Source organism: Acinetobacter sp. ANC_7512 (genome assembly GCF_056779935.1).
On record NZ_JBWYIX010000003.1, the window covers coordinates 1 to 15,830 of the forward strand.

A 15,830-nucleotide genomic window follows, 5' to 3' on the forward strand; every position below is an offset into this window, starting at 1 on the left:
CTGCAAGGTCGGTATAGCTCTTGTCTTTCACTTCAACATAGACCGGCTGACCTTGTTTTGCACCTGTCAATTCAACAGTCCACGTGCCATCCGCATTTTGTTTTAAGCTACCTGGAACAATGCTTGCACCGCTAACAATTAAGTCAGACTCATCAAAGCCTGTTACTGGTTTGCTGAAGCTAAAGGTTGCAAATTGTGCAACGTTGTTGCTCTCACCAGCTTCAATGGTTACAGTGACTATAGGTTGAGTAGTATCTATAATTGCATCAGCGGGGTCTGATTCTGGTGATTTTCCTGCAGCATTAGAAATTTGAGCAGTAAAACTTAGATTTCCATCTTCGAGTGGGCGAGGATATGCGAAAATAATAATATTATTGTTGATATCTTCTTGAGTTAACACATAGCTAAAAATAACTTCGCCATTTTTATTGAATACCTCAATTAAATTTCCTGTTGATGCACCTAGAGGCAAAGTGATCTGAATTTGGATTTCGTTTAAATTACTAAGTTCAGTCTCACTGAGTATCCCATCCTGATTTCCATCAGTTAAAATTTTAATTTCTGGAGCAGTAAGTGGATTGGGAGCATTACCTGATTCATTATCATAATAATTTACTAAACCTGCTGCCCCCCCACCAATTAAAATACCGCCCGCAATCCAAGGTAATAGCGTTAATTCTGTTGAAGCAGTCGATGTGAGTAATAGTTCAAGACCCGATAACTCTTTAAACGTATAAAAACCGTTTTCAAAGTCAACCCAGAGAAATGCACAGTCATCATCGTCCAAAACTAAATCAGAATGCGCATCCTGATTAAATTCAGCAAAAAAGTTATCAATGATAATTTGATCATTGTTATCAAGAACAATAATGAGTTGATATTCATTTTGAATAAAGTTTTTTACGCGATCTTTATCAACGTGAACATGGACTATTGATATTTCATCCAAGTTAACAACAGTGTCATTCAGGCTTTTTTTTTCTAAATCTTCTTTGCTAATAACCGAAATTGAATACATAGCCGTTAACCCAATCTAATTTGTAAAGAAACTAGAATCTAGTGTAACAAAGTGTTATTTTTTCAACAACAGATGCACTGATCTAAATTATTAAGCTAATTTTAATTATCTTAATTTTTTTATTTAAACTTTAAGGCAGTAATTATGAAGTACTCAATTTTTTTTATTTCTTGTATTTTTACACTGTCAGGATGTACATTTAACAATCAATCAATCAGAAAAAACAAACCTGATAATTTATTGTTTCAAAACAATAACTTGAATTCATTTACCTTAAATGTAAAACGAGACACCAGATTATGTTCTGCTGAAGAAAATGAAAAAGACTGCCCTATAGAGTTTTATATTGATGGTTTTAAATCAGGTGTTTTTCAAATCAACAACGAAGCGAAATATTATTTAAATGCAAATAAATATACACTTTACACAAAAAATTGCGATGAAGACTGCAAAACAAACAAATTGTTAATTTGTGTAACAAATGAGCATAAAAATGCTGAAATTATTTTAACTATTAATAATCAAAATCAACCTACAATCTTAATCCCGAATATTCACAGCACTATAATTTGTCCTGAGCAAAAATTATCTGATGATAATAAAATCTTGCAAAATGAAAAAATCGAATTAAACACAGATACGCTATTTAAATTCGATGGCTACACATTAAATGATCTACTCCCAGAAGGTCAGAAAAGCCTAAATGATTTAGTGAGTAAAATTGATAACTATCAAGTTCAGATTGACAATATTGTGCTTACTGGTCATACAGATAGATTGGGTACAGAAGCATACAATCAACAACTTGGATACAATCGCGCAAGAACTATTCAGCAATACTTAATTAATGCTAACGTTCCTGTCCGTGAAATTAGTTTTAGATCAGCAGGAAAATCAAGTCCGAAAACAGATGGTTGCTTCAATGAACCAAACCGTGAAAAACTTCATGCTTGCCTTCAACCCGATCGACGCGTAGAAGTTGAAATCACAGGCATAAATAAACGCTAATAATAAAAAAGGGCTTAAGTAAAATACTTAAGCCCTTTTTTTTAAATCTTGGTAGGTATATCCAGACTCGAACTGGAGACCTCTACGATGTCAACGTAGCGCTCTAACCAACTGAGCTATACACCTAGAATGCTTCGCATCTTATGCAAAAATCACTTGGCTGACAAGCCTTTTTCATATTTAACCAAAAGAAATGAACAAGTTTTAATCATTGACTTAAAATTTGCGAACTCTTGTTTGGAAATACTCGATTGTGAATAACTTAAGTGCTCGTACAGAATGACAATTTCGAGGAAAACAGCTCTATCATTTTGACTTAAAGGTGATGAAATTCTTTCCAACCATTGTCGAACCGTTTCGTAAGAATAACGGCGATTGTGGAGTCCTAATTTTTTATTAAAAATATGAAGTACCCAATCGATTTGTGAATAGTGTTTTCTTTTTTTTCTCAACATCCATAGTGTATAACATCCTAATATGATCAGTGAGCCTGCAAGGATAATCACAAACACTGAAGCAACTGAATGAATTCCGAATTTTGTCATCCAATTCTGTTGTTGATCAGCGTTATATCCAACAATTTTACTTTGCCATTGATAACTTGCGTAATCACTCCATACACGAATTTTTGTCAAAAAAGGATATTTTGCAACTGACCAATTTGTATTCTCAGAGTAGAGTGTTTGATTATTTTGAATTAAATTTTGCATTCCCTGATCAATACGTTCAGGAGCAATCATTGCAGTGGGATCAATCCTCTGCCATTGACCTCCAAAATATACTTCAGTCCAAGCATGTGCATCTAACTGCCTCACTTCCCAACTTTTCTGGTCTGGCGCAAATTGACCTCCTTGATAACCAGTCACGACTCGGGCAGGAATACCGACATAACGCATCATCATGACAAAACTAGAAGCAAAATGCTCACAAAATCCTTGTCGTGAATTAAACAGAAATGCATCTATCCGATCACCACTCAAAACACCCGGATATAAAGAATACTGAAAGCTATTTTGCTTAAACCAGTCTAAAACTTGCTGGATATAACGCTCTGGCTGCTCTCCACTTTTAATAAATAAGTCCCACGCTAAACTTTGACTTTTGATATCACGCTGATGGAGATACTGGGTGTAATAATGAATTTGAAACTGACTAAGTTCATGATTTATTTTCGTCCCACGCCCTAACCAAACTAAGTTTATAGGTTGAGCCGTTTGAATAGGTCGTTGAGCTGAAATACCACCGTCATAACGGAGATAATAATTTCGTTGTTGAGGTACAGATTGCTCTAATCCCATAATCCAATCTACAGAAGGATCTTTAGCCAAATACTGATATTCAACTTTTTGATTTAAAATAGAAAGTTGATAAGAGTTTAACTCGTTTAACCCTCTATTAAATCCATGACTCGTCCATTTTTGACCATCATATTGATCTAAGACCAAAGCTCGCCAATACATTTCTGAACGCGTCGGTAATTTTGTCATATCACCAATAATACGAAATGCTAATTCATTTGACTGAGACAACTCAGCAATGTCACCTGGGGACATAGAGTCACTGATTCCTGTCATTCCCTTATTTTGTTGAATCGGGATATGCCAAAGCGGAGGTAATCGTGGGAAAAAAATAAAGAGCAATATAAAAAAAGGAATTGCCAATCCGATGAATTTGCCGACATGAATGATATCGTGCTTTAAGCCATTTTTAGTTTCAGGAGTGGACAGAAACTCCGCGGTTTGAATTCTATAGAGTCCTACAAAACAGCTCACTAAGCACAGCACCACTCCCAAAGCAACATACAACGTTTGACTGTATAAAAACGTACTTGCCGCCACGAATAAGGCAAAATTAAAAACGATGATCAAATCACGTTTTTTTTGGGTTTCTAATGCTTTTGCAAATAGAAAAGTTGTCAGCGATGCTACCCCAGCCTCAACACCAACAAAGGTATGGTAATGCAGATAAATCGCGCCAAGTGCAATTGCTGTAAAACTAAATTTTATTGCTTTGGAGACATTTTTTTTACTTTTTTGAATATGCCATAAATATATAAGCTCAATACAGAGCACCAAAATTAAAGCATAAGGCAGATAAATAATCTGGATAAATAAAATGAGTGCCAAACTCAATAGCATGGATTGTGAAACTTTAGGATGTACCATATATCAAAACCTATTTTCTATTTCACACTTTATGCCTGAGCAAGCAGAATTTTAGCCTGCTTGATATGCTCAGCTCCAAATCCTTGATTCAATTCGGCATGAGGTAACACCAGCTTAAAAGGAATTTGTAATTGCTCACACTGCTCCACCACACCCATCATATATTTGAGCTTTTCTTCATGCTCGACTGACGGCATATGATGATAATGAATATCAACACATCGATCCTGTTGATGCTCTTCAAAAACTTTAATATACAAACCTTGTCCACGAGCAGCCTGCTTCCAAGATACACTTTGTAATGAGTCGCCGACCTGAAAACTTCTTAATTCTTTAAACTCATCTTTTTCCTGATCCAATACAAATGCATTTGAAAAGCTTGTATTCGGATTTATTTTGGCTTGAGGCGCAATCCATGCATGTCGCCCATGAAAGATAAAAGTCCAAGCTCGAACAAGACCAAATGGATACACTGAAGCAATGTGTATATCGGGATAGTTATACTGTCCTCGTTGATCAACCTGAATCTGAATAACACATTCAGACTGTTTTTGGTCAATGTGAATATGCTGTGTCTCAGAATCGATGGAGATCGATAAATAACGTGAATATGAATAAGGTTGATTCAAGTAGATTTTAAATAAAATCGAGTGCCCTACCTGTCCGACTTCATCAGTAATGATGTCTATCTCAAGACCATGCAATTGTTTAAAGGTGATATAAAAACTAATGCATAAGATCGCACTAATTAAAAAGCAGAAACCTAATATCAAATTATTGGCATAGTTAATACCCGCAATAAATGTGATAAAAATCAACACAAGATATAAGAAACCTTGCTGATAAATAAAAATCAAAATATCGCGTTGACCAATTTTTTTACTCTGCTCAAACCGAAATCTTTTTTCTAACCATTGCTTCCAGATACTGGTCACCTGCATAACCTCAAATCAATTTAACCTGATTCATTAGGGAGACCGTCTCATCCTCACTCAAGTTTAATCGATGAGCGCATACTGCTGAAAATACAGCTTTTACATCATCAGGAATGACAAAGGCTCTGGCATGCACGATCGCTCTCGCTTGTGATGCTCGTTTTAAAGCCAATAATCCACGCGTCGATAAACCATGCGCACTTTTTCGTGTTACCGCAGCCAAATCCAATAAATAGTCTTGAATTGCATCACTTAAATGGACTTGATGAGTCAAAGATTGCAATCTCAGTATTTCAGTCTCATTAAATACATGGATCAACTGTGCGATTAATTTGGCACGTGATTCTTGTTGAAGAAGTATTTTTTCTGCATGGCGAGATGGATAGCCAAGAGATAACCGCATGAGGAATCTGTCTAACTGAGACTCTGGTAGTGCATAAGTCCCGCTTTGAAAGAGTGGATTCTGAGTTGCTATCACCCAAAAAGGCTGAGGTAAAGCATAACGCTGTCCATCAATCGTGGCGTAGCCCTCTTCCATCGCTTCTAGCAATGCACTCTGTGTCTTAGGACTACAGCGATTAATTTCATCTGCCAAAAGAACTTGGGTAAAGACAGGTCCGTACTTAAATTCAAACTGATGCTCTTTTTGATTAAAAACATTCACGCCAATTACATCACTGGCGAGCATATCATTGGTAAATTGGATTCTTTGAAATGATAAACCTGATAATGATGCCAAACTACTGGCCAATGTGGTCTTACCCAATCCAGGTAAGTCTTCAAATAAAATATGACCACCTGCAATTAAACTACATAAAGCCAATTCAGTTTGCGTATTTTTATCCAAAACAATTTGATTGATTTGTTCTAGAAATAATGAAATTTTGGGAGTAAATGATTGAATCTGAGATTCTAACTCAGGCTGTATAATATCTTTTGATTGAACACTCTGCTTCATTCCCCAAATCATCATTTACATTTCCAAAACTATATATTTCTACCATACAGGTTTTTTTTATTTTCTCAAATATTTCTAATAATCAGTGTATTAAAGAATCAGTATCAAACTTAATGCTGAATAAGCTTCAACTGTGTGAGCATCTCTTCAGGTCCAATTTGAAGGCTTGAATTATTGTTTTCCGCCAGCTTGATCTGTTCAATAAAATAGCTGTTGATCGGTGCATTCCCCCCGAGTGTATTAGCAAGTCTGACCACTTCACCATTAATCCAATCAACCTCCGTCGTGCGCCCTAAATTCAGATCATCCTGCATAGATGAACGAGCTAGTGGATCAATGGCTAACATTTTGCGACTGATCAACTTAAACAACCAATTAGGAAGTCGAAGAATATGAGGAATGATGTTCGCTGTTACAGGCGTTAATTGTGCGGGTTTAATATTTGCCTGCTTTAAAATTTGAAGCGTCTCTAACTGTGCCTGAGCAAGGCACTTTCTATACATTCGATTAGTAAGTTGATTTCTTAAAGTTAGACCAGATAAAGCGTTAATCGAATTGTTCAAGTTGAATAAGACTTTAGCCCACTGTACCTCTAACATATCATCACGGAATTCAACTTGCAGTTTCGCCGCATCTAACACTATTTTTAGCTGATTACTTTCTACAAATTTTTTTATCATTAATGTTCCATCAGAACCTTGATGGAAATGAGACGGTTTGAGTTCTGCGACATTAAATGGAACCATTCCTTCCATAATCTCCCATTCTGGCAGCATTTTTTTTAACCGTGGAACATTACTCACCCCATTTTGAAAACTGATGAGACTCGGTTTATTGAGAGTGTCACAGCTTCGTATTTCAGATGCCACTTGCTCTGTCGCTGCTGATTTTACACAAATCATGACTAAGTCCGTGTCTAAGACTTCTGCTAGATTTGTTGTAAGTCTTAATTGATCTGGAGTGAGCTTATGATGGTAGCCGTTTAAATCACTGAGCTCCAATCCATTTTGGCTTAATTTTTGATAGCTTCTTTCCCTACAGTAAAATGTCACCTGATGGCCTGCTGCGACCATTCTTCCACCGATATAACAGCCAATCGATCCTACACCATAAATTCCAATTTTCATGTTTTTATCCTTTGTTATTGATCAAGAGTATACGAGTTTCAGAACAATAAATTTGTCAGGTTTTATACAATTAAAACAAATAAAAAACGACACCTCAGTGCCGTTTTTTATTTAATATTAGAAAATTAACATGGACATTTTTTCATACCGCCTGCTGCACTTGGATAGCGTGCATCGACACAATAACGATGAAATGTTTTTTCATCCATTGGCTCTAGGTCAGGGTGATGCTTTTTCATATGCTCTACATAGTTTTGGTAATCTGGGACACCCACCATTAAACGAAAACTTTGTTGTAGCCGCTGCCAAATCAGTTGAACTGTTTTGATTCCATTCAACATTAAAAACTTCTTCGGCTGAGCCAAAATCGTGAATTTAATGATTTTACCCAATGCCAGCTTTTGACGAATTTGTTCTTTCAAACTCATTTGGTCTCTCCTGCAGGGACTTGATCAGTATAAATTGCTTCAGCTTCCTGAGCCGTTGGCTGCGGATTTGCTAATGCACGACGAATCACTTTAATGGCAGCAAACAACATCACCACAGCAACAATCATAAAGAATGCACATAACGCAGCATTAATCTGATTAGATAAAGCAACAGTTTGCATTTCCGCAATGGATTTCGCAGGCGCTAAAATTTCGTTTCGCTCAATAGCCGCATTGAAACGATCTGCTTGTGCTAAGAATCCAATTTTTGGATTTTCATGGAAGATTTTTTGCCAACCAGCAGTCATCGCTGTAATGAAGAGGAAAATCGTTGGAACAATGGTGACCCACACATATTTTTCTTTCTTCATTTTGAACAAAATGACAGTACCCAGCATCAGCGCCATCGCAGCTAAAATTTGGTTACCAATACCAAATAATGGCCACAAACTATTGATACCGCCCAGTGGATCAACTACGCCTTGATATACAAAGAACCCCCAGCCTGAGACTGCAACGGCAGTACCAATCAAGTTGCCCACAAACGACTTAGAGTTTTTAACCGCAGGGACAACGATACCCACAGTATCTTGAACCATAAAACGGCAAGCACGTGTTCCTGCATCAACCGCAGTTAGAATAAATAGCGCTTCAAACAAGATCGCAAAGTGATACCAAAATGCCATCATTTCACGACTATTAAAAATTTCAGTGATGATGTGCGCCATACCAATCGCAAACGTCGGTGCACCACCAGTACGAGAAAGAATTGTGCTTTCACCAACCTCTTGAGCAAGTAGTGTTAAAGCTTCAGGTGTAACCACAAATCCTAAATTACGTACCGCCTCTGCGGCACTTTCAACCGTCGTTCCTATCACCGCAGCTGGTGAGTTAATGGCAAAATAAACGCCTGGATCCAAGATCGTTGCACAGATCATCGCCATGATTGCGACAAATGATTCCATCAACATACCGCCGTATCCGATCATCCGGATATCGCGTTCATTATTTACGAGCTTAGGTGTAGTTCCTGATGAAACCAATGCATGGAAACCTGAAATTGCACCACAGGCAATGGTAATAAATAAGAATGGGAAAAGTGATCCAGAGAATACAGGTCCCGTACCATCTACGAAGTGGGTAATTGCAGGCATTTTTAATTCAGGCATCGCAAATACGATACCCAATGCTAAACCTGCAATCACGCCAATTTTCAAGAAAGTCGATAAATAATCACGTGGAGCCAATAACAACCATACTGGTAATACAGAAGCGATGAAACCGTAGATAATCAATGCCCATGTTAACTCTGTACCAGATAAAGTGAATAATTGCCCCCAATAAGGATGTTGAGCAATATTTTCACCGTAGATGATACCGAGCATCATTAGTACAAAGCCAATGATTGAAACTTCGGCAATCTTTCCTGGACGGATATATCGCATATATACGCCCATAAATAATGCAATTGGAATGGTGGCAGCAATACTAAACACACCCCATGGACTATTGGTTAATGCTTTAACCACCACGAGTGCAAGCACAGCTAGGATAATGATCATTACCCCTAATGCGCCAAGCATCACAATAATTCCTGCAAATGAACCCAGTTCTTGTTTTGCCATTTCACCCAGTGAACGTCCGTCACGGCGTGTAGAAATAAATAAAACTAGAAAATCTTGGACTGCACCTGCCAGTACAACACCGACTAACAGCCAAATCGTTCCTGGTAAATAACCCATTTGCGCAGCAAGAATAGGCCCAACTAACGGACCAGCACCTGCAATCGCAGCAAAGTGATGACCAAACAGAACACTTTTATTTGTAGGCACATAATCTAGACCATCCGCTAGACGGTGCGCAGGTGTTAAACGCCGAGCATTTAACTCGAATACTTTATTAGCAATAAATAAACTATAAAAACGATATGCAATACTGTAAACACAGACTGCAGCGAGTACGAGCCAAACTGCGTTGACATGTTCTCCACGACTAACCGCTAATATTCCAAAGGATACTGCACCGATTATGGCCACAATAATCCAAATCAATTTCGAAGTCATGGATGACTTCGGTTGTATTTGATCCATATCAAACCCTCATTATTTCGTATTTGCAATCAGCTCAATTTTATTATTCGTGTTACTGCTGTTTTCCCTTGCGACTATACTCCTCAATAATTCTTCTTTACCTTAGACCTTGGCATTAAAAAAGGGATGATTGTCATCATCCCTTTCGATAATAGTATAAATTTACACCATTATGCACGTTCTAAGTATTCACCAGTACGTGTATCAACACGAACGCTTTCTTCTTGTTGAACGAATAATGGAACACGTACTACAGCACCTGTTTCAAGTTTCGCTGGTTTACCACCACCGCCAGAAGTATCACCACGTACGCCTGGATCAGTTTCAACAATTTTTAATACCACGAAGTTAGGTGCATTCACTGTTAAAGGAACACCATTCCATAACATGATTGTGCATTTTTCGTTTGAATCGTCTTTCAACCATTTCGCAGCATCACCCATTGCAACTTTATCAGCCGCAATTTGCTCGAAAGTCACAGGATCCATGAAGTTCCATAGTTCGCCGTCGTTGTATAAGTAGTCCATTTCTACTTCTACGATATCTGCTGCTTCTAAAGAATCACCAGATTTAAATGTTTTTTCTAATACTTTACCTGATTTAAGGTTACGTAATTTAACACGGTTGAACGCTTGGCCTTTACCTGGTTTAACGTATTCGTTTTCCATGATTGAGCATGGGTTACCATCAAGCATTACCTTAAGGCCAGACTTGAAATCGTTCGTAGAATAATAGGCCATGAGAGGCTCACTCCAAACTTACTAACTTTAATCTATTAATGCGATGGGCTGCTACACTGTCATTTAGCAAGTCTGACAGGTGCATGATATGCCACATGCACATGCATTTATGTTGCGTATTCTAAATGACCAACCTACTCTGCCGCAATGATAAATTCCGAAATACAACGTTTAAGCTGTCTAAGTTCCATGCAGAACTACTGTTGTAGACTTAATTTGATCATCTTTAGGCTTGAGTATTTTCATCCCAACATTCAATAAAGAAGGCTTAATCAGGACACAACTGAATTTTTCAATGGGTTTTGATTTAAAATGAAGCCTTTCATCTCCCTCTAAATTTAAACTGTATGACCCACTATTTGTATCAAGAGCAACATTGGCAAAATCAACTCAGCGATTTAATCACTGACCCACATGAGCTCATTGAACTCTTGGAATTGCAACCTGAAGATTTAATACATGGTGCAATTTTGGCATCAGCCCAATTTAAATTAAGAGTCCCTCGCGCCTTCGTCGCGAAGATGCAAAAATCTAATCCTGATGATCCACTGTTACTTCAAGTACTCCCTCATCATCTGGAATTAAATGAACATCCTGATTTTGTGACAGACCCCCTTGATGAGGAGGCTGCCAATTTAATTCCAGGTGTATTACATAAATATCAGTCACGTTTTTTACTGACTTTAACAGGTGCATGTGCTGTTCATTGTCGTTATTGTTTTAGACGTCATTTTCCATATCAAGAAAATTTACCTAAAAATGACGACTGGAAAAAAATACAAGACTACTTACTCGCTCATCCAGAAATCAATGAAGTGATTTTAAGCGGAGGGGATCCCCTAACACTTTCAAATCGTAAACTTGCCGTTTGGATCGATAGATTAAGTTCAATTCCACATCTTAAAATTTTGCGTATTCATTCTCGAGTTCCAATCGTTATCCCAAATCGGCTTGATGATGAACTTATTTCTCTGTTAAAAAACAGTAGGCTACGTATTATTCTAGTGGTACACTCAAACCATGCTACTGAAATTGATGACTTTACCGCTTCGAAATTAATGCAAATTTCACAACAAAATATTTTGGTGTTGAATCAAGCTGTGTTATTAAAAGGTATTAATGATCATCCTGATATTTTGGTTGATCTAAGTCATCGATTATTTGATGCGCGTGTGATGCCTTATTATTTACATGTGTTGGATAAAGTGAAAGGTGCTCAGCATTTTGATTTACCAAGTGAATCTATTGATTCAATCTATAAAGAGGTTTTGGCAAGGTTGCCTGGATACTTGGTTCCAAAGCTGGTTAGAGAAATTGCGGGAGAACAGAATAAAACACCGCTTTATGGAGTTGCCACTTTTTAGAGACTCATTCACATGCTTCAGGCTCAGATTTCAGAAATTTTTCACTATCCTACTGCCTTGACTCGAGATCAACTGAGTTTTGCAAATGCAAATGTTCAGGACTTGGGTTTTTGGGCATCTCAACTTTCAATTATGCAATTAGGTGACACCTCTGAAGCGGTGTTGAAAGCCCTATATGAAATCGCTGAACTCAAATGTTCGGAAACATTGCGCTTTGATCTTATTCAAGCGCTACACCCTTTGATCGAAAATATTTTAGAGAGACTTGAAAAAAACTTTTTAAATCAAGGTCTTTTTCTATCTGACCGTAACAAAGATATTATTGAATTAACCACTCGCTTGAGAACATTATTTGCTGATATCTACATAGATATTGCACAGCGCAGTGAAATGCAGCTAAAACAACAAAAGTTTTCTATTTTGAAGTTTGCTCAAAAGCGTAATGTGAAAACTGCACGACTCCTTTCCAGTTATTACGCTCTTCAACAATTGGGTTTATTGCTAGTACAACAACAGATGCTTTATCGTTCTGCCTTGTCTAAGCAATGGTTAATGACCCATTATCTGTATGATTTGGCATTAAAAAACCAAGAACACACGGTCAATATTAATTTATTGCAAGGCACTCATCACGCTTTAAAAAATATTCAACAGTGCTATGCCCAAGTCTTATTATTAGAAATATTTAATACTCACCAAATTCGTCCTTCTGAGATCTACGCGCTCTATCAATGCACAGCGGATTGGGCACAATTAGTGCAAGTTTTACCACGCGAAACCGCTTTATCTCGTTACGTCATTGATACCACTAAAGATCATCCGCCAGTTTACAACCGAAAACACCATGAGAGTTTTAAACCAAACATTTTCGTGGCGACACAATCGTTGCTTGAGCATGTCAACTTAACCATTCAAAAGGACAATGAATATTTATCTAAGAAAGAGAAAGCATATTTAACTGCGCCTCTTAAATTTCATGTACAAAATGTTTTAGGCTCGACCATTGAACGCCGACATGAACGTTATGAACATTCCGCTCAGTTACAACTCTGTTTCAGTTTACTTACCGCTCATTATTATCTCTCTAAAACCAAAACTTTTAGCGAAACCTTACGACTAACACCGCCTAAATCAAAATCAGAAGACGAGTTTGCATTTACATATTTAAATGACTACCCAGATGCCTATACAGACAAATCAAACAAGGTTCTAGATAAACAGGCACGTCAAATCCATGCGGCTCAAGTTTTAGATATCAGTTTAAATGGTTATCGCGTACGTTGGTTAGAAGAAGAAGCACCTCCAAATTTAAGAACTGGTGAATTTATCCTGATCAATGAGGGAGTGAACAGCAAATGGAAAGGTGGTGTAATTCGTTGGATCAAACAATCTGTTAAAAAAAGCTATGAACTTGGGCTTGAAGTGATTGGACCCGATATTCACCCTTGCGCCGCAAAAGTTTATACAGATCGAAGTTCTTTTAATTATCATCCATGTTTATTTGTACATACCTTGAAGATTGATGCTCCACAGCATTCTCTTATTTTGCCAAATTTACAGTTTTTCAAAGAACAACAATCTATTTATTTACGCTTAACTGATCAAGATATCAAAGTAGAATTGATAAAGACCATGCTCATCACACAAAGTTTTGTTCAATTTGAATTTGAATTATTTAATGATGAGCAGCAATATCTGATTGATGAATTTTTACAACATCAAAACCTTGAATCAAATCGTTTTCAAGACGTATGGGAAGCATTGAAGTGAAAAACCTACTTCTATCAACACAATTAAAGCAATCTGGAATGCGCTTACTCATTGTCGATGATAATCAGATTCGTTATAACCATATTATCTCTTTACTCGAAAAACGCGAGTACAAGGTAGAAGCAGTGCTACTCGATGATCAAGTGAGTCTTGAAAAGCAACTTCATTTAGATTGGGATTTAATTCTGTTTGGTCGTGCCTATGAACTGACCTTAACTCATTTTCTTCGACTGCTTGCAGATTCTGATAAAGCTTTTACCCCAACACTTTATCTAGCTCCAGAAGCGCTAGAAATGTCTGAAGTAAAACTCATTTCGATGGGCATCTACGATGTTTTAAATATTGATCAACCTGAACAATGTTTACTTAAAATTATTCGAGCATTGGCTTTTAGTCGCTTACAAAAAAATCAGATGCAATTAACGGATGAACTGAAACACAATGTTCAAATTAAACAAAATTGGATCGAAGAGCATAAAAAAGCAGTTGCAATCATAGAAGAAGGGATTGTCGTTGAATGCAACCATGAGTTTACGCATTTATTTGGCTTCAACACGTTTGATGACGTTATTGGATCCCCGCTCATTGATTTAATACAACCTGAGGATATTCAATCTTTTAAAGCACGATTTAAAAAATTAGCTTTCGGTAAATTTGAGTATGGACCTTTTGAACTGATTTCTCTTAATCCACAGTTAACACATCAAAATCCAGTCCAAATTGAATGTAATCCTACAGATCAAAATCAAATCATTGAAATTACGATTTCAACGCATTTTCAACAGGATGATCAACCATTTAGTCCTCAACTTGAGACTGCACCTCACCAAGACAGTAGAATTGCACCACACACAACATTGGCAAAAATTTTACAACATCTTGAAGAACACCCTGCTCAAGAAAATGCTTTGGTCATCTTCAGCCTAGCCAGTTGTCCAGACTATATCTTGAGTTCTGATTGGGATACTTTTAAAGGCTATTTCGGCAAACTTTCAGACTTTATTCTCGAACAGACCAATGGCGCTGTATTTAAAATTGAAACAGCCCTGTATGCCACTATCATTCAAGCTGAAACGATTGAAGTTCTAAAATCAAGACTCTCTGCGCTACATGCGCTTGAAAAACCTAGGCTCGTCAATCTGGGAGATCAAACCTATCAACAGCATGTCAAAATTGGTTATAGTCTCTTCAAACTGTCAGATTTAAATGTAGATAATTTTGAACAGCTCATTGCAAATGCTTATAACACACCCCTACCCAATTTATTGAGCAATGATGCTGCTTTAGAGACAACGCTTGAAGAAATTGAAGAGATTCATTTTGAAGTTACTCAAGCAGATGAGCCGACCTCTATTCAGTTGAATACACCTTCTTCTGAAGTAGAGCCTGATCATTCAACAGAATTTGTATCTCAAGCAATTGAAGAACCTGTACAGTCAGACGAAGTTCACGGCGATATCCTAGTACATCTTCGTAAAGTTCTTGAACGCGATCAAATTACGCTAAAGTTCCAACAAATCTATGATAAAGAAGACACTAGTCTTAATACCTATGAAGTAAGCAGTGGGTTTATTTTTGAAAACCAATGGATTCAATTGGACGATATTGAAGAATTGGTGGATGACCCTGAGTTGTCTATTAAAATTGACCGATGGATTTTGGTTGAAGCAGCAAAGCAACTGCACAATTTTTTAACACAATATCCTGAAGCTAAACTGATTATTAATTTACGACACCATGTTCTTTTAAAGCATCATCAATTGGCAGAATTAATTTCAAAACTGCTCATGATTGTAGGCGCAAAAGCACCTCAACCACTGATTTTACAGTTTAAAGAAAAATACATTGCTCAACATTTAAATGAAATTCTGCCTGCGATTGAGGTATTGAGAGCACAAGGTGCAGATATTGCCGTTTGTGAGTTTGGATTAAGTAAATGTAGCGATCTCATTCTCAAAGTTGCCAATATTCAGAATTTCACGCTGCATGAAGAATTCACAGATGATTTAAATACTGAAGAAGGTATTGAACGTTTTAAACAAGCGATTGAATACTTCTATAGTCATCGATCAGTCAATTTATTACTCAAAAATCTCAATGATATGAATAGCTTTGCCAACGCGTGGAATGTCGACGTGAGATTTTTACAAGGTGATTATTACCAGCGTAAATTGGATCAGCTCATAAATGTTCAAGATCAAAGTTAATTCCAAATTTTGGACATAAA

Annotated in this window: 12 protein-coding genes and 1 tRNA gene; 4 read left to right on the plus strand and 9 right to left on the minus strand. The window is 37.1% G+C overall.

All coding sequences use genetic code 11. The features are described from left to right. Positions 1–1,018, minus strand: a 1,018-nt coding sequence (locus AC1M9H_RS03865) for a BapA/Bap/LapF family prefix-like domain-containing protein (RefSeq protein ID WP_481612791.1), incomplete at its 3' end; no start/stop codon positions are given. A 144-nt stretch (positions 1,019–1,162) separates the two neighbouring features. Here AC1M9H_RS03865 and AC1M9H_RS03870 point away from each other — a divergent pair. Continuing rightward, a complete protein-coding gene (locus AC1M9H_RS03870; RefSeq protein ID WP_481612792.1) occupies positions 1,163–2,026 on the plus strand; it encodes an OmpA family protein in 864 nt (287 codons plus the stop codon). A gap of 49 nt (positions 2,027–2,075) precedes the next feature. On the opposite strand, the gene AC1M9H_RS03875 is transcribed toward AC1M9H_RS03870, so the two are convergent. The 8 genes from AC1M9H_RS03875 to efp all read right to left on the minus strand — a co-directional run bounded on the left by AC1M9H_RS03875 (position 2,076) and on the right by efp (position 10,469). Then, positions 2,076–2,152 (minus strand) — tRNA-Val (locus tag AC1M9H_RS03875). A 26-nt stretch (positions 2,153–2,178) separates the two neighbouring features. After that, entirely contained in the window at positions 2,179–4,191 is a 2,013-nt protein-coding gene (locus AC1M9H_RS03880; RefSeq protein WP_481612793.1) for a transglutaminase TgpA family protein, read from the minus strand. A gap of 29 nt (positions 4,192–4,220) precedes the next feature. After that, positions 4,221–5,126 carry a DUF58 domain-containing protein gene (locus AC1M9H_RS03885; RefSeq protein WP_481612794.1) on the minus strand — a complete coding sequence of 302 codons (906 nt, stop codon included), beginning with the start codon at positions 5,124–5,126 and terminating at the stop codon, positions 4,221–4,223. Between the two features lie 10 nt (positions 5,127–5,136). Further along, entirely contained in the window at positions 5,137–6,096 is a 960-nt protein-coding gene (locus tag AC1M9H_RS03890; RefSeq protein ID WP_035265922.1) for an AAA family ATPase, read from the minus strand. Positions 6,097–6,194: 98 nt separating this feature from the next. Then, entirely contained in the window at positions 6,195–7,211 is a 1,017-nt protein-coding gene (locus AC1M9H_RS03895; protein WP_481612795.1) for a 2-dehydropantoate 2-reductase, read from the minus strand. 125 nt (positions 7,212–7,336) lie between these two features. After that, a complete protein-coding gene (locus AC1M9H_RS03900) occupies positions 7,337–7,639 on the minus strand; it encodes a YbdD/YjiX family protein (protein WP_481588442.1) in 303 nt (100 codons plus the stop codon). Further along, positions 7,636–9,729: a carbon starvation CstA family protein gene (locus AC1M9H_RS03905; RefSeq protein WP_481588443.1), complete on the minus strand. Its 2,094-nt coding sequence runs from the start codon at positions 9,727–9,729 to the stop codon at positions 7,636–7,638. The genes AC1M9H_RS03900 and AC1M9H_RS03905 overlap by 4 nt, the downstream gene beginning before the upstream one ends. 170 nt (positions 9,730–9,899) lie before the next feature. After that, a complete protein-coding gene (gene efp, locus AC1M9H_RS03910) occupies positions 9,900–10,469 on the minus strand; it encodes an elongation factor P (RefSeq protein ID WP_035265851.1) in 570 nt (189 codons plus the stop codon). Between the two features lie 347 nt (positions 10,470–10,816). On the opposite strand from efp, the gene epmB reads away from it, so the two are divergent. Genes epmB through AC1M9H_RS03925 form a run of 3 tightly spaced genes read left to right on the plus strand, consistent with a single transcriptional unit; the run spans position 10,817 to position 15,810 of the window. After that, positions 10,817–11,833 carry an EF-P beta-lysylation protein EpmB gene (gene epmB, locus AC1M9H_RS03915; RefSeq protein WP_035265849.1) on the plus strand — a complete coding sequence of 339 codons (1,017 nt, stop codon included), beginning with the start codon at positions 10,817–10,819 and terminating at the stop codon, positions 11,831–11,833. Between the two features lie 12 nt (positions 11,834–11,845). Then, positions 11,846–13,603, plus strand: a complete 1,758-nt coding sequence (locus AC1M9H_RS03920) for a GTPase (protein ID WP_481595521.1) — start codon at positions 11,846–11,848, stop codon at positions 13,601–13,603. Continuing rightward, the gene (locus AC1M9H_RS03925) at positions 13,600–15,810 is read left to right on the plus strand and encodes an EAL domain-containing protein (RefSeq protein ID WP_481612796.1); all 2,211 of its coding nucleotides are present in this window, start codon (positions 13,600–13,602) and stop codon (positions 15,808–15,810) included. The genes AC1M9H_RS03920 and AC1M9H_RS03925 overlap by 4 nt, the downstream gene beginning before the upstream one ends. Positions 15,811–15,830: the final 20 nt, after the last annotated feature.